The following is a 21,023-nucleotide window of genomic DNA, read 5'->3' as shown; positions in this document are numbered from 1 at the left end:
TGGCCGGCCCGCCTTCATGTCGGCACCTCATCGCGGAAAGGTCTGCGCGGTGCAACACCGAAGGCCGGGACGGGCGAGCGGCGGAACACACCTGGCGCCCGCTAACCGGCAGCGACCGGTGGCGCGCGGTCATGGCACTGTCGCAGTGGAGGCTTGCGCGACGCGATGCAACCAAGAGCAAGATCGGCGAGCGAGTGGCGCCCGCTGGCGACGGCCTGTGTCTGGCCGTCGCCACACGCCTTGCGGCTGTCTCAGCGCATCCCGGGCGCGGCAAGCGCTTGCGCGGCGCACGACGGCCGAAACGGGAGCTTGCCGGGCCAGGCAAGAGTCAGTCAGGGGCCGTCGCCGTAGTGGTGTCAGGTTGAGGCACGGGCGTGCGCGGAACAAGGCCGCCGCAAGGCAGACATGCGTGAGCGGCTGCCCGAGTCAGGAAGGAGCCACAGACGGCCCGCCCTCACAGTAATTCCCGGGCCGCCGCAAGAGCTTGCACAGCATACGACCGTCCAAACAAGACAACATGCACCAGCAACGGAAACAGCTGATGCAGCCCCACTCGCGACCGCCACCCGTCAGCCAGTGGTGCGGCCGAGTCGTAAGCCGCGAGCACCTCCTCCAGGTGCGGGCAGCCGAACAGCCGGAGCATCGCGAGATCCGTCTCACGATGCCCACCGTGGGCGGCCGGATCGATGAGGCAGGCGCCGCCGGGAGTCCACAGGACGTTGCCGTTCCACAGATCCCCGTGTAGCCGCGCGGGAGGTTCGGCGGGGCCGGCGACGGAAGAAAACCGCGAACAAGCCCGTTCGAACACGCGCGCCTCGGCAAGGTCCAGTACCCCGCCGTCCACCGCCAGACGCACGTACGGCAGGACCCGCTGCTCCGCATACCACTGCGGCCACTCGGCGCCCGTCACGTTCGCCATCGGGGCCGGCCCGATCCACGCCGACACCGGGCCACCCGGAGGCGGCGAGCCGAAAGCCGGCGCCCCGGCCGAATGCAGCCGGGCCAGGCCGGCCCCGAACGAACGCGCCGCAGCCACCGTCGGGCCGGAAACCGCAACCCGGTCCAGAACCAGCCAATCGGAGTCATCGCCCCGCACCCCGACCACCGAGACGGCGTCAGCCGAAGCCAGCCACCGCAACCCCGAAGCCTCCGCAACGGCCGCACCGGGTGCGTGCTTCACCACCACCCACCCGTCGGCCACCTCGGCCTCCACCAAGGAGCCCGACGAGCGCGTCCGCACCAACTCGAGACCCGTCAGCCGGGTGACCACCTCAGCAGCACTCACCGGTCGTAATCGACCGCCAGCTCGGGCGTCGTCGGGCGGGCGCGGCAGGTCAGGATCCGGTTGTCCGCCTCATCGGCCTCGGTGAGCGCGTACTGCACGTCCATGTCCACCCGCCCGCGCACCAGCTTCGCGACGCAGCTGCCGCACGCGCCGCCCGTGCAGGAATACGGCACGTCGAGCCGCGCGCGCAAGGAAGCGTCCAGCACGGTTTCGCCGGGCTTGGTCACGATGTCCGTCACGTGCCGCCCGACGGTGACCGACAGGGTGGCCGGCGAGCCTTCCGGGCGGCGCGCCGGGGCGCCGGCGAAAAGCTCGAACTGCACGTCCTCGTCGGGCACGTAGGCCTCGTGCAGGGTGCGGCGCGCCATGTCGAGCAGGCCGCGCGGGCCGCAGAGGAACCACTGGTCGACCTTGGCCGGGTGGAGGCGGTTCTGCAGCAACGCGCGCAGCCGCGTGGCGTCGAGGCGGCCGCTGCGGTAGCGCTCGTGGGAAATGGCGAGCGCCTCGCCGACGGTGTCGAAGTGGCGCACCGGACGGTGGGCGTGCAGGTCGGGATCCCGTTCGTCGGTGCGGAAGTGGACCACGTGGAGCCGGCCGGCCCACTCGCGGGCCAGCGTGCTGATCTCGTCGGCGAACATCGTCGTCGCGCCGGAAGTGTTGACGTACAACAGAGTTGCGCGGCTGTGGGCCTCCGCGCGCAGGGCGCTGGACAGGATCGACAGCACCGGCGTGATCCCGCTGCCGGCCGCCAGCAAGACGTAGTGCGCCGAGCGATCGGGGCACGGCGAAAGCGTGAAGCCGCCCGAAGGAGGCAGGACTTCGAGGACGTCGCCCGGCTTCAGCCGCGAAGTCGCGAACGACGAGAAAGTGCCGCCCCCACGGCGTTTCACCGCGATCTGCAACGACGTCGAACCCGCGGGGGAGCACACGGAATACGTGCGCCGCACCACGGTGCCGTCCACCGTCGTGCGCACGACCACGTGCTGGCCGGGCACGTGGCGGAACGTCTCGGCCAGCTCCGCGGGCACGTCGAAGGTGATCACCACCGCGTCCTGGGCGATCGGCGCCACGGACCGGACCCGCAACGCGTGGAAGCGCCGCGGCCCGCGCCGCAACGGTTCCGGCGCGGGCTCCTTCTCGAAGCACTCGGTGAGCCGCCGCCACGCGCGGTACTCCGCGGCCGTCAGCTCGCGGCCCCACGCCGTGGTGATCGGGACTTCGCGCGCCAGGTACGCGTCGCGGTTGTCGTTCCACGCGCGCACGTAGCGGTAGAACGGGATCGCCGGGTGAAGGTGGTGCACCAGGTGGTAGTTCTGGTACAGCATGATCGGCGTCATCAGCCACTCCAGCCCCACGCGCACCCGCGTGGCACCGAAGCGGTTCTCCGCCAGGCCGTGGTGGGGCAGCCAGTCGAACCACCACGCCAGCAGCGCGAGCCCCAGCCGCTGCGGGATCAGGTAGACCACCAGCAGCTCCCAGCCGTGGCCGCACGCGACCACGGTCACCACCATCGCGGCGAACGCCACCAGCGCCACCAGCGTCTCCGCGCGCTCGGCGCGGGGCCGGCCGTGCACGCGGCCGGAGTAGAAGCGCACGTACCAGAAGTCGATCGTCAGCCAGCGGAACGGCAGCTGCCACCACGGGCCCTGCGACGTCCACGCGTCGGGATCGGTGCTCGCGTCGGCGTTGGTGTTGCGGTGGTGCTCGAGGTGGATGAACCGCAGGAACGGGAACGAGCCGTACGCGGCCACGAACAGCATCGCCAGCCGGCCGAGCACCTCGTTGAGCCACGTGAGCTTCCCGGCCGCGTGGTGGGCCGACTCGTGGGCGACGGTGAACATCGTGAACGTGACGAGCGCGTGTAGCGGGATCGTCACCCACAGTGGCGCGAAGCCGCACAACAGCAGCCACGTGGCCGTGCCCCACACCGCCAGGCCACCCGCGAACAGGGCGAGCGTGGGCAGCGACGCGGGCGCGAGCGGGATCCGGGGACTGGGCACGGCGGCGCGCTCGGGCGCCGCAGGCTGTTCCCCGGCGCCGAGCCGGCTGTCGACGACGGGCATCGAGCGGTCTCCTCGGTCGATCGCTCCTGGCCAAGCGCTGACAACTTAGACAACCGCAGGGGGTTTGTAAATCGGTTTGGCACGGATTCAGGGGTGCGTCCTGGTCAGTGGCTGCGCAGGCCGTCGTCGCTAAGCTCACTTCCCGTGAAATCCGGTGTCGCCGAGGAGTCCCCGGGGCGCGAGCGCTCGCGGGAGCGGCTGCTCGCGGCCGCGGCCGAGCTGACCAGCACGGGCGGCTGGGCGAACCTCACGATGGGCCGGCGCGCGGCCGACCTCGGCGTGAGCCGCCAGACCGTCTACAACGAGGTGGGTTCCAAAGCCGGGCTCGCCGAGGCCCTCGTGCTGCGCGAGACCGACAAGCTCGTCGGCACCGTCGGCCAGATCCTCGCGCACCACCCGGGCGACGCGGCCGAGGCCGTCACCGCCGCGTTCTGCCACATCGTGGAGGCCGCGCGCGTGAACCCGCTGCTGAAGACCGTGCTGGGCGGCCAGGACGGCGACGAGCTGCTGCCGCTCATCACCACGCGTTCGCAGGCCGTGCTGGAGCGCGCCGTGACCGCGGTGACGCCCGTGCTGCGGGCGCAGTACCCGGAACGCGGGCTGTCGGAAGCGGAGTGGTCCGTCTTCGCCGAGACGTTCGTCCGGCTCCTGCTCAGCCACGTGGTGCAGCCCGGCGGGCCGGTCGAGCGGACGGCCACGAATGTGCGCTGGGTGCTCGGGCGGATGCTCGACCGCTGATCGGGAGGGGTGTCAGGGTGCCCCCGACCAGGTCCGGTGAGGCGAAGGGCCTAGACTCGGTCGTCCCGGTCGGCAGGTGACCGGGACCGTCCCGAGGGACTGTCCAACCCCCATTGTTTACCGCTCGAGGAGAAGACCTTGAAGAGCACCGTCGAGCAGCTCAGCCCGACGCGAGTCAAGATCAATGTCGAGGTGCCGTTCGACGAGCTCAAGCCGAACTTCGACCGCGCCTACCGCAAGATCGCCGAACAGGTGCGCATCCCGGGCTTCCGGCCCGGCAAGGCGCCCGCTCGCGTCCTGGAAAGCCGGATCGGCCGTGCGCCGGTGCTCGACGAGGTCGTCAACGAGGCCATTCCGGCCAAGTACATCGAGGCCGTCCGCGCCGGCGAGGTCCGCACCCTGGGCCAGCCGGAGTTCGAGGTGACCAAGCTCGAGGACCGCGACGTCCTGGAGTTCAGCGCCGAGGTCGACGTGCGGCCGGAGATCGCGCTGCCCGACCTCGAAGGCCTCGAGGTGAGCGTCGACGACGTCGAGACCACCGACGCGGAGGTCGACGAGCAGCTCGACGAGCTGCGCGCCCGCTTCGGCACCCTGACCGGTGTCGAGCGCCCGGCCGAGAACGGCGACTTCGTGTCCATCGACCTGTCGGCCACGGTCGACGGCAAGGCCGTGGAGGAAGCCTCCACCACCGGCCTGTCCTACGAGATCGGCTCCGGCCAGCTCGTGGACGGCATCGACGAGGCGATCGTCGGCGCGAGCCAGGGCGAGACGAAGACCTTCACCACCAAGCTCGTGGCCGGCGAGTTCGCCGGGCAGGACGCCGAGGTCACCGTCACCCTGCAGTCGGTCAAGCAGCGCGAGCTGCCGGAGGCCGACGACGAGTTCGCGCAGCTCGCGAGCGAGTTCGACACCATCGACGAGCTGAAGAGCGACCTTCGCGAGCGTCTCGGCCGCGTGAAGAAGATGCAGCAGGGCGTGCAGGCGCGCGACAAGGTCCTCGACATCCTCCTGGAGCGCACCGAGGTGCCGATCCCGGAGAAGGTGCTCGAGGCCGAGATCGAGAACCGCAAGCACGACGCCGTGCACCCGTTCGACCACGACGAGCAAAAGTTCGCCCAGGCGCTCGAGGCCGAAGGCCGTACCCTGGACGAGTTCAACGCCGAGGTCCAGGAGGAGTCGGAGAAGGCGGTGCGCACCCAGCTGCTGCTGGACACCATCGCCGACAACGAGAAGACCTCCGTCAACGACGGTGAGCTCACCGAGCGCATCATGTACCAGGCCCAGCGCTTCGGCATCAGCCCGGACGAGTACGTGCAGCGCGCCCAGCAGTCGGGCCAGCTGACCGCGATCTACGCCGACGTGCGCCGCGGCAAGGCGCTGGCGTCGGTGGTCCGGGGCACGACCGTGAAGGACGCCTCGGGCGCGGAGGTCGACCTGACCGAGCTGTTCGGTGCCGACGAGGCCGACGCCCCGGCCGGCGACGAGACGCAGGTCACCGAGGAAGCCGCCGCGACCCCTGCGGAGTGACGCTGTGAGCGAACTTGGGCGGTGTCGGGCATTCCGCACCGCCCGAGTTCGTTAGGGTCGGTTGCAAGATCTCAAGCATCTGAACACGACAGCGGTGGCCGACACGACGAAGGGCCGCCGCCGGCGAAAAAGGCAGGCAGACGTGAAGCAGCACATGCCCGAGGGGCGGACCGGCACCTCCGGACTCACCCTCACCGACTCGGTCTTCGAGCGGTTGCTCCAGGAGCGCATCGTCGTCCTCGGCTCCGAGGTCAACGACGAGATCGCCAACCGGATCACCGCGCAGCTGTTGCTGCTCGACGCGGACGACGGTGAGTCCGACATCCGGTTCTACATCAACTCGCCGGGTGGCTCGGTCACCGCCGGGTTCGCCATCTACGACACCATGCAGCTGATCCGCCCGGACGTCGCCACGTACGCCATGGGCATGGCGGCCTCGATGGGGCAGTTCCTGCTCTCGTCGGGCACGCCGGGCAAGCGGTACGCGCTCCCGCACGCCAGGATCCTGATGCACCAGCCGTCGGCGGGTGTCGGCGGTACCGCGTCCGACATCGCGATCCAGGCGGATCTGTACAACAAGTGGAAGCAGGAGCTCGCCCGCATCACGGCCGAGCAGACCGGGCAGACCACCGAGCAGATCGTCAAGGACGGCGACCGCGACCGCTGGTTCACGGCGCAGGAGGCGAAGGATTACGGCTTCGTCGACCACGTGCTGTCGGCCGGCATCACCTCGAACAACTGAGCGCGAAGCACACAGGAGACCTCTCATGAGCAATTACCGGCTCCCGGGTGACTTCCGGGCTCCGCAGACTCCGCAGTCGCGGTACATCCTGCCGTCGTACGTCGAGCGGACCAGCTACGGCGTCAAGGAGTCCAACCCGTACAACAAGCTGTACGAGGAGCGGACGATCTTCCTCGGCGTGCAGGTGGACGACGCGTCGGCCAACGACGTGATGGCCCAGCTGCTGCACCTCGAGCACGAGGACCCGGACCGCGACATCAGCATCTACATCAACTCCCCGGGTGGGTCGTTCACGTCGCTGATGGCGATCTACGACACCATGCAGTACATCCGCCCGGACATCTCCACGGTGTGCCTCGGCCAGGCCGCTTCGGCCGCCGCGGTGCTGCTGGCGGCCGGCACGCCGGGCAAGCGCATGGCGTTGCCCAACGCGCGCGTGCTGATCCACCAGCCGGCCACCGAGGGTACCTACGGGCAGGTCTCGGACCTGGAGATCCAGGCCAACGAGATCCAGCGCGTGCGCCGCCAGATGGAGGTCATCCTGGCGAAGCACACGAACAAGGAGCCCGACCAGATCAGGGCCGACATCGAGCGGGACAAGATCCTGACCGCCGACGAGGCCAAGGCCTACGGCCTGATCGACGAGGTCCTTCCGTACCGGAAGGCCTCCGCCAACTGATCACGGGGCCGGTGCGTGTCGAATCGGCGACACGCACCGGCTCTCTGGTCTAGTGTCGACCTCTGACGTGCCTTCTCCTCGCCCGGGTGTTCCCGCTCGCGGCTTCGGACGGGTACCGTCAGTGGCAGTGCGTGAAGCTCCGGTCGGTCGGCGCGAAAGCAGCCGGCTCCCGGTCGGAGCGGCAAGACAGTGTCAGGTGCGTACCGCGCACCGGAGGGGACGAGGTCAACGGCCATGGCACGGATCGGTGACGGCGGCGACCTGCTGAAGTGTTCTTTCTGCGGGAAGAGCCAGAAGCAGGTGAAGAAGCTCATTGCCGGCCCCGGGGTCTACATCTGCGATGAGTGCATCGACCTCTGCAACGAGATCATCGAAGAGGAGCTGGCCGAAGCCGGCGAGGTGAAGCTCGACGAGCTTCCCAAGCCCGCGGACATCCGCGAGTTCCTCGAGCAGTACATCATCGGCCAGGACGACGCGAAGAAGACGCTCGCGGTCGCGGTGTACAACCACTACAAGCGCATCCAGGCCGACGACAAGGCCGGGCCGAAGGACTCCAAGGACGAGCCCGTCGAGCTGGCGAAGTCCAACATCCTGATGCTCGGGCCGACCGGTACCGGCAAGACCTACCTGGCGCAGACGCTCGCGAAGCTGCTGAACGTGCCGTTCGCCATCGCGGACGCCACGGCGCTGACCGAGGCCGGCTACGTGGGTGAGGACGTCGAGAACATCCTCCTCAAGCTGATCCAGGCCGCCGACTACGACGTGAAGCGCGCCGAGACGGGCATCATCTACATCGACGAGGTCGACAAGATCGCCCGCAAGTCGGAGAACCCGTCGATCACGCGCGACGTGTCGGGCGAGGGCGTGCAGCAGGCGCTGCTGAAGATCCTCGAGGGCACCACGGCGTCGGTGCCGCCCCAGGGCGGGCGCAAGCACCCGCACCAGGAGTTCATCCAGATCGACACCACGAACGTGCTGTTCATCGTGGCCGGTGCGTTCGCGGGGCTCGAGAAGATCATCAACGAGCGCGTCGGCAAGCGCGGCCTCGGCTTCGGCGCGGAGATCCGCACCAAGGCCGAGATCGAGGGCAGCGACGTCTTCTCCGAGACGATGCCCGAGGACCTGATCAAGTTCGGCCTGATCCCGGAGTTCATCGGCCGCCTCCCGGTGGTCGCCACGGTGAACCACCTGGACAAGGAGTCGCTGGTCTCGATCCTCACGCAGCCGCGCAACGCCCTGGTGAAGCAGTACAAGAAGCTCTTCGAGATGGACAACGTCGAGCTGGAGTTCACCAAGACGGCGCTCGAGGCCATCGCCGACCAGGCGATGCTGCGCGGCACGGGTGCCCGCGGTCTGCGTGCGATCATGGAGGAAGTCCTCCAGCCGGTCATGTACGACATCCCGAGCCGCGACGACGTGGCGAAGGTCGTGATCACCGAGCAGACCGTGCGGGAGAACGTGAACCCCACGATCGTCGCGCGGCAGCCGTCCCGGCGGGCTCGCAGCGAGCGTGGTGAGAAGTCGGCCTGAGCCGTTAGCCGATCGGCTTGAGCCGTTTGCGGGAGTCCGCTGCCAGGCTGTTCGCGGCACGCGCGATAATGGAGAGGATGACAACCGTGCCGCTGACCGCAGCCCCAGGGGACAACGCCACCACGTCGGTGCCGGACGTGGATGACGCCGCTTCGCCCCCGCCGGCCTCGAACGATGCCCCGTCGGTGGGCATCGTCGAGCTGAGTGAACGCGTCGTCGCGTCGATCCTGACGCGCGTCCCCTGGCTGTACCGCGCGGGCAACATCATGCTGGCCGTCTTCGCGGTCGTCTGCCTGGTGGCGGTGGGCACGAGGCTGTCGGCGCTGCCGCTGATCCCGCTGCCGCTGTTCGCCTTGGCCTGGTACTTCCTCCGCTTCCTGCGCGCCGCGGACACCCGCCGGCTGCAGCTGCGGTGGGCCCTGCTGACGGCACTGGCGACGATGGTGGGGTTCTGGCTGATCTCGGTCGTGGCTCGGTGGGTTTCTTCCTGAAGCTCGCGCTGAGCGGCTGAGCGATCGGCACAGCAGCCGGCCGAGGTGATGCGTGCTGCGAATTCACGCCCGGGAGGCCGGGCCCACGGGCCCGGCTGATCGGTTTCGTGTTGCGCGGCTGAAGGCGAGCGGGCTGGATGGCGGGATGAGCTTCCTGAACCAGCCCGACGACGAGCGTTCCGACGAGTTCGGCCTCGGCCCGCGCCGGACCGGGCTGTCCGGCTCCGAGGTGTTCCGGGGGAGTGCGCTCGCGGCGCCGAAGCTGTACTGGTCGCTGGGCGGGCTGGCGGGCTTGTTCGTGGTGTTCGCGCTCGTCGTGGCGGTGCGGCGTGGCGACCTGGGGGCGGTGTGGCCGGTGTTGCCGTTCGTGGTCACGCTGGGGGCGCTGTGGCGGGCGCGTACCGTGCGGGACCTGCGCGGGCTGGCGTGGTGCAGTGGCCTCGCGGCGGGTGGGTTGGTGACCGGGTTGATCGTGCTGGTGCTGGTCGCTCGGAGCTGATCTCGAGCGGGGCGTCCGTCGCGTTTGGATCGCCCGGAAGCCGGCTCGTCCTGGTGAAGCGGATTTCCCTTGCTGCACAACCGTTATCCGGTAACAACGTCGTCCGCGATTGCGTCGCGGGCATAGTTGCCATGGGTTGTATGCGTCAGCCGCGGCGCTGACTCTGCCGTCGCACGCCGCCGCGCCGGCCGCGGTGGTCGGGACCGACCTGGTGCTGTCGACGCCGGAGCGGATGGTGGCCGGCGTCGCGCCGGAGCTGCGCGTGCTGCGGCCGCTGCCGTACTACCTGTCCGGCACGCCCGCCAGAACTTCGACAAGGGCCACAAATGGCTGCGTGAGCAGGTGATGAGCGCGATCGCGTGACTTCACACCGCGCGCGGCACGTGCTTCCCGACGAAGCTCACCAGGCTCGGCACGACGGAGTGGAAGAACGTGTCGCTGTGGATGCCCTTCGCCGTGTAGCCGATGGCCGGGTGGGTGGCCGCGATGTAGCGGCGGACGCCGGTGATGAAGGAGTCCTCCGTGCCGCACCACAGGGCCGTCGGGATGCCGCGTAGCGCGGTGAGGTGGCGCAGCGGGTCGAGTGACGTCCAGTCCGTCTGGCCCGTGAAGATGTGGCGCTTGGCCATCTCCGGCCAGTTCGTGATCAACGCCGGCGAAATCGCCGCGACGGCCTCCGGCGGCTGGCGACGCTCCGCGCGGCGCCGGCCGTAGACCATCGCGCCGAAGCCGCCCATCGACACGCCTGCGCACGCGAACGGCAGGCCGTGCGCCCCGCCGAGGCCGCGCGCCGCGAGCCAGCGCGGGACTTCCTCCAGCAGCATCGCCATGGGGTCGTCGCCGGGGCGGACCTCGTGCCAGTAGTTGTCGCCTCCGTCGACGGCGACGTAGCCGTGCGCGGGCACGGCCTTGCGCGCGACGTCCGCGGCGAGCTGCTTGAGCAGACCACTGGGGGCGGCGCTGCGGGCGTTTCCGTGCAGGCCGTGGAGCATGAGCGACATCGGCAGCCCGGCCGGCGGCTTCTTGCTCGGCAGGAACAGCACCAGATCCACGTCGCGGCCCCGCGCGGCGGAATGCACCCGCTCGACGCGCAACGAGCCGACCTGCGTGACCGGCGACCCGGCGGTGACCCCGAGGACCTCCAGCGCCTGCCCGAGCGGCGTCAGCCCCGCCGCGGTCGCCGCCGCCACCCCGGCCACGCCCAGGCCCGCCACCCCGGCGGCAAGCGCGGTGCGACGACTGACGCGGCCGCTCATGCGGCACCGCCGGCGAGGCCTCGGGCGCTCAGTCGGTCGAGCGGCGTCAGCCCCGCGGCAGCCGGCCCGGCGGAGAGCGCGGTGCGCCGGCTGGTGCGGCCGTTCACACGGCACCAGGGGCGAGGCTGGCGGCCTCGCCGTTCACCTGACGAGCCGCGTCGCGCTGACCGCGGGCACCGTGCTGCGGTCGGTTCGCCTACGAGCGCGCGGACGGTGCCGGTGGAACCGGAGCCTGGCCGCGAGTACCGGGGAGCAGTTGTTCGTCCGCCGACCGCGGCCTCCGGCCCGGCGATCCCGGCCGCGGTGCCGGCGGCGGGATTCACGCCGTCTCCGCGAAGGGGGAGACGTCGTTCATCCGAAGACCAGCACTGCCCGGCAGTCGCCCCGGAAGCGAGCACGACCCGGCGGTTCACCCCTCCGTCCACCTCGGCCTCCGTCCCGGACCACGCCACACTCACGAAACTCCCACCCACCTGGACGCAGCTCACCATCCGCGCGTTGCCGGGTGCCACCGATCATCGTGCAGAGTCCGCGGCCGCGGCGCCAGTTCTGAAAACCCGGGCCTTGCCAGTGTTCCATAACTCTGTTATCAATGAATAACACTGTTACGAAAGGATCGCGACCATGACCAACCAGTTCCTCGAAGGCAACTTCGCCCCTGTCACCCACGAGCACACCGCCACGCGGCTCGACGTGACCGGGGAGCTGCCCGGCTACCTCGACGGCCGCTACCTGCGCAACGGGCCCAACCCGCTCGCGCGCCAAGACCCTGAGAGCTACCACTGGTTCCTCGGCGACGGCATGGTCCACGGCGTCCGCCTGCGGGACGGGCGGGCCGAGTGGTACCGCAACCGCTGGATCCGCACGCCGCACGTCGCGGGGTTGCTGGGGGAAGGCCCCGAAGCGCCCAACATGGGCATCGGGGCCAACACGAACGTCATCGGGCACGCCGGGCGCACGCTGGCGCTCATCGAGGGCGGCCTGCCGGCCTACGAGCTCACCGAGGAGCTCGACACCGTCGGCGCGTGCGACTTCGACGGCACGCTGCCCGGCGGCTACACAGCCCACCCCAAGCGCGACCCGGCCACGGGCGAGCTGCACGCCGTCACCTACACGTTCGGGCTGGGCAACCGCGTGCGGTACTCGGTCGTCGGCACCGACGGGCGGGCGCGGCGCGTCGTGGACATCGAGGTGACCGGCCAGCCGATGATGCACGACTTCTCACTGACCGAAAAACACGTGATCTTCTACGACCTGCCCGTGACCTTCGACCTCAACCAGACGCCGGCCCACGTCGACGTGCCCGACCCGGTCACGGCGCGCTCCGGCCGGGGCGTGAGCTCACTGCCGTACCGCTGGAACCCCGAATACCCGGCGCGCGTCGGCGTGATGCCGCGCGACGGGGACAACGCGGACGTGCGCTGGTTCGACGTCGAGCCGTGCTACGTCTTCCACCCGCTCAACGCCTACGACGACGGTGACCGGATCGTCCTGCACGTCGTGCGCCACCCCAAGGTGTTCGACCACGGCGTGCACGGCCCGACCGAAGGCGAGCCGACACTCGACCGCTGGACCGTCGACCTCGGGGCGGGCAAGGTCCTCGAAGAGCGGATCGACGAGCACGGCCAGGAGTTCCCGCGCGTCGACGAGCGTCGCGTCGGGCGCGCGCACCGCTACGGCTACGCCGTGGCCGTCGACGGGCTCTCGAACCTCACCGGCGCCGTGTACAAGCACGACCTGCGCACCGGGACCGCCCAGCGGCACGGATTCGGGCCCGGCCGCGTGCCCGGCGAGTTCGTGTTCGTTCCGTCCCGTGTGGACGCTGCCGAGGACGAAGGCGTGCTCATGGGTTTCGTCTTCGACGCAGCCACCCAGCGCAGCGACCTGACGTTGCTCGACGCGGGAACGCTGGAGCCCGTCGCGGCCGTGCACCTGCCGGACCGGGTGCCCCACGGCTTCCACGGCAACTGGGTGCCGATCGGCTAGCCCGAACGGCCTACGTCAGCACCCGCTGATCGCCCGTGTAGAGGTTCATGCTGTCGCCACGCAGGAAACCGATGAGCGTCATGCCGTTCTCCTCCGCCAGCTCAACGGCCAAAGAGGACGGAGCGGACACGGCGGCGAGCAGGCCGATCCCGGCCATCGCCGCCTTCTGCACCAGTTCGAACGAGGCCCGGCCGGAAACCAGCAGCCCGCAGTCGGGCGCGGGGATCCGGCCGGCTTGCACGGCCCACCCGAGCACCTTGTCCACGGCGTTGTGCCGCCCCACGTCCTCGCGCACGACCTCCAGCTCACCGTCCGGAGTGAACAGTGCGGCCGCGTGCAGCCCGCCGGTGGACTTGAACACCTTCTGTTGTTCCCGCAACGTATCCGGGAGCTTCACCAGCACGTCGGTCTTGACCTCGAACGGCGAGTCCGCGGGCGAGAAGCGGCTCTTCAGCTTCACGGCGTCGAGCGCGGCCTTGCCGCAGACGCCGCACGAGGACGTGGTGTAGAAGTTGCGCTCCACCCCGACATCCGGAGGTGCCACTCCAGGCGCGAGTGTCACGTCGAGCACGTTGTAGGTGTTGCGCCCCTGGTCGTCGACGCCGTCGCAGTAACGCGCGGCCGCGATGTCCTCGCGGGACCCGAGCACGCCCTCCGACAACAGGAAGCCGTGGGCCAGCTCGACATCGTGACCCGGAGTGCGCATCGTCACCGCGAGTGCTTTGCCGCCGACCCGGATCTCCAACGGCTCCTCGGCCGCCAGTGAGTCGGGGCGACGACGTTCACCGGTCGAGGAAATCCTCCGCACCGGTCGCCGGACGGTCACCCTGCCCATCTGTCCACCTTTCAACGGCCTTTGAAGACGTGCGCAGACGATCTACGACACCCAGCCGATGCAACGTCGGGGAATAAGTAATACATTCCCAGCATCACCTCACAGTTCGGAGGAGTCTGACGATGGCCCTCGGCTTCCTGGCCCGCTCTCGTATCGTCGCACCGCCCGGCTGGACCCGTTGGCTGGTCCCACCCGCAGCGCTCTCGATACATCTCTCGATCGGTCAAGCGTACGCATGGAGCGTGTTCAAAACGCCGCTCGAGAAAACCATGCACCTCTCGGGCACGGAGTCCGGGCTGCCGTTCCAGCTGGGCATCGTGATGCTCGGCCTGTCGGCGGCGTTCGGCGGCACGCTCGTGGAGAAGAACGGCCCGCGCTGGGCCATGTTCGTGGCGACGATCTGCTTCGGCGCCGGCTTCCTCGTGGCGGCGCTCGGCGTCGCCACCGGGCAGTTCTGGCTCGTGGTCGTGGGCTACGGCGGGATCGGCGGTATCGGCCTCGGGATCGGCTACATCTCACCGGTGTCGACGCTGATCAAGTGGTTCCCCGACCGGCCCGGCATGGCCACGGGCATCGCGATCATGGGCTTCGGCGGCGGCGCGCTCATCGCCTCGCCGTGGTCCTCGGCGATGCTCGGCTCGACGCCGACCGCGAGCGACATCGCGGTGGCGTTCCTGATCCACGGCATCGTCTACGCGGTGTTCATGACGATGGGCGTGCTGATCGTGCGCGTGCCGGCCGACGGGTGGAAGCCCGCCGGCTGGGAGCCGAAGGTCCTGGAGACCCGGAAGCTCGTCTCCACGCACAACGTCTCGGCCGCCAACGCGCTCAAGACACCGCAGTTCTGGTGCCTGTGGATCGTGCTGTGCCTCAACGTGACCGCCGGCATCGGCATCCTGGAGAAGGCCGCGCCGATGATCACGGACTTCTTCAAGGGCACCTCGGCTCCGGTCAGCACGGCCGCCGCCGCCGGTTTCGTCGCGATGCTCTCGCTCACCAACATGCTCGGCCGGTTCGTCTGGTCGTCCACTTCGGACCTGGTGGGGCGCAAGAACATCTACCGCTTCTACCTCGGCGTGGGCGCGGTGCTGTACCTGATCATCGCGCTGACCACGAACTCGTCGAAGCTGCTGTTCGTGCTGTGCGCGATGCTGATCCTCTCGTTCTACGGCGGCGGTTTCGCGACGCTCCCGGCGTACCTGAAGGACCTGTTCGGCAACTACCAGGTCGGCGCCATCCACGGCCGGCTGCTCACCGCGTGGTCGGTCGCCGGTGTGCTCGGACCGCTGATCGTCGACGGCATCGCCGACAGCGAGAAGTCCGCGGGCAAGAGTGGTCCGGACCTCTACGCGACGTCGTTCTACATCATGATCGCGCTGCTCGTGGTCGGCTTCATCGCCAACGAGTTCGTGCGGCCGGTCAAGGCGACGTTCCACGAACCCGTGGCGAGCACCCAGGTGGGGAGTGAGGCGTGATGAGCGCACCGAACGTGGAAGGACGCCCGGCCGGGCGCACCGCGCTGCTCGTGGTCGCTTGGCTGTGGGTGCTGGTGCCGTTCGTGTACGGCGTTTACGAGCTGATCCTGAAGGTCATCGACCTGTTCAGCAGCTGATCGGTCACTTTCGTTCCGTGAGAACCCCCGGATCCTTCCGGGGGTTCTCACTGGACAAATGGTCAAGAGTCGTTGACCATTGCTCCTCGTGACTGGGGACGACTACGTTCCGCCCTCCGACAGCGTCGAGGTGCGGACCACTCAACAACTGCGCGCGGTGAACAACCTGGTGCGCCACCGCGTGCTCGCCGTGCTGCGCGACGGGCCCGCGACGATCACGCAGATCGCCGCGCGCCTGGACCTCGCGAAAGGGAGCTCGAGCTATCACGTCCGGGTGCTGGAACGCGCCGGTCTGATCCACGTCGTCCGGACGCGCAAGGTGCGTGGCGTGGTGGAGCGCTACTACGGCATGGTCGCGAAGTCCGTGGTGCTGCCCGACCCGGCACCCGGCCAGCGGGACGTGTTGCTGCAGCACGCGATCGACGACCTGGCCACCGCCCCGGAGGGGGCGCGGTACGTGCGCATGGCGCACCTGCGCCTGGGGGAGTCCCGCTACGCGGAGTTCGAGCGCCGCCTGGGCGCGCTGCTCGACGAGATGCAGGCGGCCCGCGAACCGGACGAACCCGCCGCGACGGTCGCGGTGGCGTTCTTCCGGCCCGGCGAGGGGGCGGCGCGATGAGCGTGATGGTGCGTGTTCTCCGCCGCTCGGGTGCGGCGCCCAAGATGCCGCCCGCCTTCGCGCGGCTGTGGGGAGCGGCGACGGTGTCGGCGTTGGGGGACGGGGCGTATGCGGCGGCGCTGCCGTTGTTCGCGGTGGCGTTGAGCAAGGATCCCGTGGTGATCAGCCTGGTGTCGGTGGCGATGGTCTTGCCGCACCTGGTGGTGGGGCTGGTGGCGGGCGCGCTGGTGGACCGGTGGGACCGGCGGCGGACGATGTGGGTCGCGGATCTGTGGCAGGCGTTGTTGCTGGCCCTCGCGGTGGTGGCGGGGGCCGTCGGGGCGCTGGGGATCCCGGCGTTGCTGGCGCTGGCGTTCCTGCTGGGCGTGGGGGAGCTGTTCTTCGACGTGGCCTCGCAGGCCTACCTGCCGGACCTGCTCGGGCGCGACCAGACGTTGCTGCGCCGCGCCAACGGGCGGCTGCGGGGTGCGTCGACGGCGGCCGGGCAGTTCGCGGGGCCGCCGGTGGGCAGCTTCCTGTTCTCGCTGGCGCGGACGATGCCGTTCCTGGTGGACGCCGTGTCGTTCGTGGCGAGTGCGCTGCTGATCCGGACGTTGCCGCCGGCGCCGGTGCCCGAGCGGGTCGAGGGCCGCGGCGTGTGGGCGGACGCGCGGGAGGGGTTCGGGTACGTCGTCCGGGATCGGCTGCTGCTCGGGCTGGCGTTGCGGCCGGCGGTCGGCAACCTGGCGTTCGGCGCGGTGGGCGCGGTGCTGGTGCTGTTCGCGCAGGACACGCTGGGCCTGTCCGCGGTCGGCTACGGCTTCCTGCTCGCCGCCGACGCCGTCGGCGGGTTGCTGGGCGCGATGGTCGTGGCGGGACCGCTCGAGAAACTCCTCGGCACGGGCACGGCGCTCACCCTGACGGCCGTCGTGGAGGGCGCGTCCATCCTCGTCTTCGGACTCGCGGGCAACCCGTGGCTCGCCGGCGCCATGTTCGCCCTCTGCGGCTGCGCCATGGCCACCACCATGGTGCTCGGCTGGTCGCTGCGCCAGGCGATCGTCCCGGGCCGGCTCATGGGCCGGGTCGCCGCGGCCTCCCGTCTGGTCGCCCTGTCGGCCGGCCCCCTCGGCGCGCTCCTGGGCGGCTGGCTCGCCTCGGCGGCGGGCCTGCGCACCCCGTACTTCGCCGCCGCGGCGGTTCTGCTGACGATGACCGTGGTGACGATGAGCATGACCAGCAACGCCACGGTGAAAGCCGCGCTGGAGTCCAGAGTGGACGGTTAGAGCTCCGCCAGCAGCCGGCGCCGCGCGGAGTCCACGTGGTCGGCGGCGACGCGGTCCAGCTCGGCCGCGTCGCCGCCCCGGATCAGGGCCGCCAGTTCGCGGTGTTCGGCGACGACGTGGGAGCGGTACTGCGAGCCGCCCAGCGACACGCGCTGCAGCTGGAACAGGAACACCTGCGAACGCACCGCCTCCCACGCCTCCGTCAGGCGACGGTTGCCTGCGGCCGCGTAGACGCGGTCGTGGAACGAGATGTCCAACGCCAGCAACTGCGGGCCGTCCGCGCCGGACGAGACCGCGGACGACAGGGCCGTGACGAGGTCGTCCAGGGCGGCCAGATCGTCCACAGTGGACCGCGTGCGAGCCGTGACCGCGGCCAGGCGGTCGAGCGCGGCCCGCACGGAGTACACCTCCTCGACGTCCACCGCGGTCACCTCGACGACCGTGGTCGGGCGGTGCCAGCCGCCGCGGACGAGGCCCTCGCGGGTGAGCAGGGCGAGGCCCTCGCGGACCGAGCCGCGGCTGACCTCCAGCGCCGCGGCGAGCTCGACCTCGCGCAGGGGCGCGCCGGGCGGGAAGTGGCCGGCGAAGATCGCGTCGCGCACGCGGTCGGCCGCTTCCTCGGCGAGGCCGCGCCGGGCGGCCTTCTGCAGGGGCTCCATCGGTCAATGTTGACATTCGGACATGAGCACTTCAAGGTGGGGGAGCCACCGTGAGCCGAAGGAGAGCCCATGCGCCCCGCGTTCCACCTCGCCATCCCGGTCGACGACCTCGCCCGCGCCCGCGCGTTCTACGGCGGCGTGCTCGGCCTGGCGGAGGGCCGGTCGTCGGACGCGTGGGTGGACTGGGACTTCCGCGGCCACCAGGTGGTCACGCACGTGGTGCCCGGCGCGAAAGCCGAGGCCGGCCGCAACCCCGTGGACGGCCACGACGTGCCCGTGCCGCACTTCGGCCTGGTCCTCGACGTCGACTCCTTCCACGAGCTCGCCGGCCGCCTGCGCGGCGCCGGCACGGAGTTCGTGATCGAGCCGTACCAGCGCTTCGCGGGCGAGCCGGGGGAGCAGTGGACGATGTTCCTGCACGACCCGGCCGGCAACGCCCTGGAGTTCAAGGCGTTCCGCGACGAAGCGCAGCTGTTCGCGAAGTGAACGTCCTCGTCACCGGCGGCTCCCGCGGCATCGGCCGCGCGATCGCCCACGCCTTCGCCGCCCGGGGTGACCGGGTGGCCGTCCACTATGGATCGAACGCCGAAGCAGCCGAGGAGACGCTCGCCGCACTCGCGGGCGAGGGGCACGTGCTCGTCGGCGGCGACCTCGGCGATCCCCAAGCGGCGCAACGGATCGCGGACACGGCCGAGGAGCTGCTCGGCGGCGTCGACGTGCTCGTGAACAACGCGGCCGTCGGCACGACCCCCGAGACGTCCACACCCGTCGCGACCGTCGGCTACGCACACTGGCAGGACGTCTGGCGGCGCACGCTGGACGTCAACCTGATGGGCGCAGCCAACCTGTCCTTCCACGTCGCCCGCCACCTCATCGCGCGCAAGGCGCCGGGGCGGATCGTGAACGTCGGCTCGCGCGGCGCGTTCCGCGGCGAACCCGAGCACCCCGCGTACGGCGCGAGCAAGGCCGCGCTGCACGCGCTCGGCCAGTCGCTCGCGGTCGAGCTGGCGCCGCACGGGATCTCGGTGACCTCGGTGGCACCCGGGTTCACCGCGACCGAACGCGTCGCGCACCGGATCACCGACGCCGTGCGGGCCCAGAGCCCGTTCGGCCGGGTGGCGGAGCCGGAGGAGATCGCCAACGCGGTGGTGTACCTGGCGTCGGTCGAGGCGACCTGGGCCTCGGGCGCGATCCTCGACCTGAACGGCGCTTCCTACCTGCGCTGAGGTGTGAACTGGGTCACGCGTGCAGCAGGCGGCGGCACGAATGCGTCGGTAGGGCGTGCGGATCGCAGGGAAGATCGTCGTCTCGACGCTGGCGCTGGTGGTGTTCGCCGGCACGGCCTACGGCTACTCGACGCTGAGCTCACTCGACGACGTCACGCGCAGCAGCGTGATCGACGCCGGCAAGCAGCCCCGACCCGGTGAACAGCCGGCCGACGGGTCGCTCGACATCCTGTTGGTCGGCCGCGACTCGCGGACCGACGAGAAGGGCAACCCGCTCCCGGCGGACGTCCTGCGTGAACTGCGGGCCGGGCCCAACGGCGACGACCTCACCGACACCCTGATCGTGCTGCGGATCCCGAACGGCACGCAGACGGTGAAGGCGTTCTCGATCCCGCGCGACTCCTACGTGACCCTGCCGGGCGGCCAGAAGGGCAAGATCAACGCCGCATTCGGCCGCGCGAAGAACGCCGAGGCCGAGAAACTGCGCGCCGCGGGCGAGACCGACAAGGACAAGATCGAGCAGGAGTCGCTCACGGCCGGGCGGCGCGCCACGCGGCAGGTGGTCGAGGACCTCACGGGTGTGACGATCGACCACTTCGCCGAGGTGAACCTGCTGAGCTTCTACGACATCAGCAACGCCGTCGGCGGCGTCGAGGTGTGCCTGAAGCAGGCGTCGTCCGACCGCGATTCCGGCGCGAACTTCCCGGCCGGGCCGCAGAAGATCTCCGGCGCCGCCGCGCTCGCTTTCGTGCGCGAGCGCAAGCCGCTGCCCCGCGGCGACATCGACCGCGTGGTCCGTCAGCAGGTGTTCCTCGCTTCGCTGGCGCACCAGGTCCTTTCGGCGGGCACGCTCTCGAACCCGGGCAAGGTCAGCGATCTCATCGATGCCGTGAAGAAGTCCGTGGTCCTCGACGACTCCTGGAACCTGCTCGACTTCGTCGGCCAGATGCGGGGGATCTCCGGCGGCGGCATCCAGTTCTCGACGGTCCCGATCGTGAACCCGGACTACCGCTACAGCAAGAGCGACCCGCGCGCGACGGCGGTGCAGGTGGATCCCGCGCAGGTCAAGCAGTTCGCGGCGAGCCTGATCGGTGCGCCGCCGACTTCCTCGAAACCGCAAGCACCTTCGGGTGTGGTGGTGGACGTGGCCAACGCAGGCGACGCGAGTGGTCTGGCCCAGCGCGTCTCGGACGTGTTGAAGGACAAGGGTTTCGCACCCGGCACCACCGGCAACGCCGCCGCGCGCCGCACCTCACTGGTCCGGTACGGCGCCGCGCTGGCCACCCAGGGCAAGGCGGTGGCGGAGCTCCTGGGGGGCCTCGCCACCGCCGAGTCCGCCGACGTGCCGGCCGGCCACATCGAGGTGACGCTCGGCCAGGTCTACGCCGGACCGGGCACGTCGTCGGGCGGCGGCACGGGCAGTGGGGACACGGGCGGAGGAGCTGCTGCCGGGGCAGGGGACGCACCGATCACGGGCGCCGGGGAGAACTGCGTGAACTGACGGCGCACTCGTCTCCGGCGCCGGCCGACCGGGCGAGGGCGATCGTCGCCGGCGCCGGTCGGCGTGGCGGGGCGACGGCCGCGTGGGCGGAGCTGGTTGACTGGACCGATGCGATCTTGGGCCCGCTGGCTGCTCGCCGCCGCCGTTCTGGTGGTGCTCGCTCTCACGCTCCGCCCCGGGCACCTCAGCCCGCCGGAGAACGTCAACCTCGTGCCGCTCGCCGGGATCGTCGACGAGGCCCGCAACGCCAACGGTCGCCTCGGGCTGATCAACAACGCCGGCAACATCGCGCTCTTCGTGCCGCTCGGCTTCCTGGCGACTGTGGCCACGCGCCGGAAAGCCGCCGTGATCGCGGCGCTGGCCGGGTTCTCGGTAGTGATTGAGATCGTCCAGTACTTCGTGGGCCGCAGTGCCGATGTCGACGACGTCCTGCTCAACACCCTCGGCGCGGCACTCGGCGTGCTGCTGGCCGCCGTGGTCCGGTCACGCCGGAAAACCCCCGCGTGACCGGAC

22 protein-coding genes are annotated in these 21,023 nt (G+C 70.3%); 17 read left to right on the top strand and 5 right to left on the bottom strand.

Annotation, left to right across the window (positions count from 1 at the left end):
* Positions 1-454: 454 nt before the first annotated feature.
* Both ACQPXB_RS35155 and ACQPXB_RS35150 read right to left on the bottom strand, forming a co-directional pair.
* Positions 455-1,285, bottom strand: a complete 831-nt coding sequence (locus tag ACQPXB_RS35155; protein ID WP_432845885.1) for a fructosamine kinase family protein — start codon at positions 1,283-1,285, stop codon at positions 455-457.
* A complete protein-coding gene (locus ACQPXB_RS35150; protein ID WP_432845884.1) occupies positions 1,282-3,348 on the bottom strand; it encodes a fatty acid desaturase in 2,067 nt (688 codons plus the stop codon). The genes ACQPXB_RS35155 and ACQPXB_RS35150 overlap by 4 nt, the downstream gene beginning before the upstream one ends.
* 144 nt (positions 3,349-3,492) lie before the next feature.
* Here ACQPXB_RS35150 and ACQPXB_RS35145 point away from each other — a divergent pair, with 144 nt between their 5' ends.
* The 8 genes from ACQPXB_RS35145 (at position 3,493) to ACQPXB_RS35110 (ending at position 9,900) form a co-directional block, all read left to right on the top strand.
* A complete protein-coding gene (locus tag ACQPXB_RS35145; RefSeq protein WP_432845883.1) occupies positions 3,493-4,086 on the top strand; it encodes a TetR family transcriptional regulator in 594 nt (197 codons plus the stop codon).
* 138 nt (positions 4,087-4,224) lie between these two features.
* Entirely contained in the window at positions 4,225-5,613 is a 1,389-nt protein-coding gene (tig, locus tag ACQPXB_RS35140; protein WP_366583918.1) for a trigger factor, read from the top strand.
* A gap of 142 nt (positions 5,614-5,755) precedes the next feature.
* Entirely contained in the window at positions 5,756-6,355 is a 600-nt protein-coding gene (locus tag ACQPXB_RS35135; RefSeq protein ID WP_366583917.1) for a ClpP family protease, read from the top strand.
* Positions 6,356-6,380: 25 nt separating this feature from the next.
* The gene (locus tag ACQPXB_RS35130; protein ID WP_220242917.1) at positions 6,381-7,034 is read left to right on the top strand and encodes an ATP-dependent Clp protease proteolytic subunit; all 654 of its coding nucleotides are present in this window, start codon (positions 6,381-6,383) and stop codon (positions 7,032-7,034) included.
* Positions 7,035-7,268: 234 nt separating this feature from the next.
* On the top strand, positions 7,269-8,564 hold the full coding sequence (gene clpX, locus ACQPXB_RS35125) for an ATP-dependent Clp protease ATP-binding subunit ClpX (protein WP_360600373.1): 1,296 nt from the start codon (positions 7,269-7,271) through the stop codon (positions 8,562-8,564).
* A 77-nt stretch (positions 8,565-8,641) separates the two neighbouring features.
* The gene (locus ACQPXB_RS35120; protein WP_366583916.1) at positions 8,642-9,055 is read left to right on the top strand and encodes a hypothetical protein; all 414 of its coding nucleotides are present in this window, start codon (positions 8,642-8,644) and stop codon (positions 9,053-9,055) included.
* A 145-nt stretch (positions 9,056-9,200) separates the two neighbouring features.
* Positions 9,201-9,554 (top strand): hypothetical protein, encoded by a 354-nt coding sequence (locus tag ACQPXB_RS35115; RefSeq protein ID WP_366583915.1) that lies wholly within the window; start codon positions 9,201-9,203, stop codon positions 9,552-9,554.
* Positions 9,555-9,690: 136 nt separating this feature from the next.
* Positions 9,691-9,900: a hypothetical protein gene (locus tag ACQPXB_RS35110; protein WP_366583914.1), complete on the top strand. Its 210-nt coding sequence runs from the start codon at positions 9,691-9,693 to the stop codon at positions 9,898-9,900.
* A 19-nt stretch (positions 9,901-9,919) separates the two neighbouring features.
* On the opposite strand, the gene ACQPXB_RS35105 is transcribed toward ACQPXB_RS35110, so the two are convergent.
* The gene (locus tag ACQPXB_RS35105; protein ID WP_432845882.1) at positions 9,920-10,810 is read right to left on the bottom strand and encodes an alpha/beta hydrolase; all 891 of its coding nucleotides are present in this window, start codon (positions 10,808-10,810) and stop codon (positions 9,920-9,922) included.
* 624 nt (positions 10,811-11,434) lie between these two features.
* Between ACQPXB_RS35105 and ACQPXB_RS35100 the strand changes: the two genes are divergently transcribed.
* Entirely contained in the window at positions 11,435-12,796 is a 1,362-nt protein-coding gene (locus ACQPXB_RS35100; RefSeq protein ID WP_432845881.1) for a carotenoid oxygenase family protein, read from the top strand.
* A gap of 10 nt (positions 12,797-12,806) precedes the next feature.
* Here the strand turns inward: ACQPXB_RS35100 and fdhD are convergent, their stop codons facing one another.
* On the bottom strand, positions 12,807-13,631 hold the full coding sequence (fdhD, locus tag ACQPXB_RS35095; RefSeq protein ID WP_366583911.1) for a formate dehydrogenase accessory sulfurtransferase FdhD: 825 nt from the start codon (positions 13,629-13,631) through the stop codon (positions 12,807-12,809).
* Positions 13,632-13,753: 122 nt separating this feature from the next.
* Here fdhD and ACQPXB_RS35090 point away from each other — a divergent pair, with 122 nt between their 5' ends.
* The 4 genes from ACQPXB_RS35090 to ACQPXB_RS35075 all read left to right on the top strand — a co-directional run bounded on the left by ACQPXB_RS35090 (position 13,754) and on the right by ACQPXB_RS35075 (position 17,124).
* Positions 13,754-15,106, top strand: a complete 1,353-nt coding sequence (locus ACQPXB_RS35090; protein ID WP_432845880.1) for an L-lactate MFS transporter — start codon at positions 13,754-13,756, stop codon at positions 15,104-15,106.
* Positions 15,106-15,243, top strand: coding sequence for an MFS transporter small subunit (locus ACQPXB_RS35085; protein WP_366583909.1), 138 nt, complete (start codon positions 15,106-15,108; stop codon positions 15,241-15,243). The genes ACQPXB_RS35090 and ACQPXB_RS35085 overlap by 1 nt, the downstream gene beginning before the upstream one ends.
* A gap of 88 nt (positions 15,244-15,331) precedes the next feature.
* Entirely contained in the window at positions 15,332-15,862 is a 531-nt protein-coding gene (locus tag ACQPXB_RS35080; RefSeq protein WP_386955968.1) for an ArsR/SmtB family transcription factor, read from the top strand.
* On the top strand, positions 15,859-17,124 hold the full coding sequence (locus tag ACQPXB_RS35075; RefSeq protein WP_432845879.1) for an MFS transporter: 1,266 nt from the start codon (positions 15,859-15,861) through the stop codon (positions 17,122-17,124). The genes ACQPXB_RS35080 and ACQPXB_RS35075 overlap by 4 nt, the downstream gene beginning before the upstream one ends.
* On the opposite strand, the gene ACQPXB_RS35070 is transcribed toward ACQPXB_RS35075, so the two are convergent.
* The gene (locus ACQPXB_RS35070; RefSeq protein ID WP_386955971.1) at positions 17,121-17,783 is read right to left on the bottom strand and encodes a GntR family transcriptional regulator; all 663 of its coding nucleotides are present in this window, start codon (positions 17,781-17,783) and stop codon (positions 17,121-17,123) included. The genes ACQPXB_RS35075 and ACQPXB_RS35070 overlap by 4 nt on opposite strands.
* Before the next feature lie 69 nt (positions 17,784-17,852).
* Here ACQPXB_RS35070 and ACQPXB_RS35065 point away from each other — a divergent pair, with 69 nt between their 5' ends.
* The 4 genes from ACQPXB_RS35065 (at position 17,853) to ACQPXB_RS35050 (ending at position 21,017) form a co-directional block, all read left to right on the top strand.
* A complete protein-coding gene (locus ACQPXB_RS35065; RefSeq protein ID WP_285973836.1) occupies positions 17,853-18,269 on the top strand; it encodes a VOC family protein in 417 nt (138 codons plus the stop codon).
* A complete protein-coding gene (locus ACQPXB_RS35060) occupies positions 18,266-19,009 on the top strand; it encodes an SDR family NAD(P)-dependent oxidoreductase (protein WP_432845878.1) in 744 nt (247 codons plus the stop codon). The genes ACQPXB_RS35065 and ACQPXB_RS35060 overlap by 4 nt, the downstream gene beginning before the upstream one ends.
* A gap of 55 nt (positions 19,010-19,064) precedes the next feature.
* Positions 19,065-20,510 carry an LCP family protein gene (locus ACQPXB_RS35055; protein ID WP_386955974.1) on the top strand — a complete coding sequence of 482 codons (1,446 nt, stop codon included), beginning with the start codon at positions 19,065-19,067 and terminating at the stop codon, positions 20,508-20,510.
* 108 nt (positions 20,511-20,618) lie between these two features.
* Positions 20,619-21,017, top strand: coding sequence for a VanZ family protein (locus tag ACQPXB_RS35050; protein WP_432845877.1), 399 nt, complete (start codon positions 20,619-20,621; stop codon positions 21,015-21,017).
* Positions 21,018-21,023 lie beyond the last annotated feature (6 nt).

This window comes from Amycolatopsis sp. CA-161197 (assembly GCF_050942255.1).
Taxonomy (GTDB): Bacteria; Actinomycetota; Actinomycetes; order Mycobacteriales; family Pseudonocardiaceae; genus Amycolatopsis.
The sequence above is the reverse complement of the archived record's forward strand: the minus strand, read 5'-3'. Positions and strand labels throughout refer to the sequence as shown.

What these genes read in the sequence shown, in the direction of transcription:
- ACQPXB_RS35100 (WP_432845881.1), top strand. Translation starts at nt 11,435, where the DNA reads ATGACCAACCAGTTCCTCGAAGGCAACTTCGCCCCTGTCACCCACGAG.
- ACQPXB_RS35105 (WP_432845882.1), bottom strand. Translation starts at nt 10,810, where the DNA reads ATGAGCGGCCGCGTCAGTCGTCGCACCGCGCTTGCCGCCGGGGTGGCG.
- ACQPXB_RS35075 (WP_432845879.1), top strand. Translation starts at nt 15,859, where the DNA reads ATGAGCGTGATGGTGCGTGTTCTCCGCCGCTCGGGTGCGGCGCCCAAG.
- ACQPXB_RS35115 (WP_366583915.1), top strand. Translation starts at nt 9,201, where the DNA reads ATGAGCTTCCTGAACCAGCCCGACGACGAGCGTTCCGACGAGTTCGGC.
- ACQPXB_RS35150 (WP_432845884.1), bottom strand. Translation starts at nt 3,348, where the DNA reads ATGCCCGTCGTCGACAGCCGGCTCGGCGCCGGGGAACAGCCTGCGGCG.
- ACQPXB_RS35050 (WP_432845877.1), top strand. Translation starts at nt 20,619, where the DNA reads ATGCGATCTTGGGCCCGCTGGCTGCTCGCCGCCGCCGTTCTGGTGGTG.
- ACQPXB_RS35090 (WP_432845880.1), top strand. Translation starts at nt 13,754, where the DNA reads ATGGCCCTCGGCTTCCTGGCCCGCTCTCGTATCGTCGCACCGCCCGGC.
- ACQPXB_RS35085 (WP_366583909.1), top strand. Translation starts at nt 15,106, where the DNA reads ATGAGCGCACCGAACGTGGAAGGACGCCCGGCCGGGCGCACCGCGCTG.
- ACQPXB_RS35070 (WP_386955971.1), bottom strand. Translation starts at nt 17,783, where the DNA reads ATGGAGCCCCTGCAGAAGGCCGCCCGGCGCGGCCTCGCCGAGGAAGCG.
- ACQPXB_RS35065 (WP_285973836.1), top strand. Translation starts at nt 17,853, where the DNA reads ATGCGCCCCGCGTTCCACCTCGCCATCCCGGTCGACGACCTCGCCCGC.
- fdhD (WP_366583911.1), bottom strand. Translation starts at nt 13,631, where the DNA reads ATGGGCAGGGTGACCGTCCGGCGACCGGTGCGGAGGATTTCCTCGACC.
- ACQPXB_RS35120 (WP_366583916.1), top strand. Translation starts at nt 8,642, where the DNA reads ATGACAACCGTGCCGCTGACCGCAGCCCCAGGGGACAACGCCACCACG.
- clpX (WP_360600373.1), top strand. Translation starts at nt 7,269, where the DNA reads ATGGCACGGATCGGTGACGGCGGCGACCTGCTGAAGTGTTCTTTCTGC.
- ACQPXB_RS35130 (WP_220242917.1), top strand. Translation starts at nt 6,381, where the DNA reads ATGAGCAATTACCGGCTCCCGGGTGACTTCCGGGCTCCGCAGACTCCG.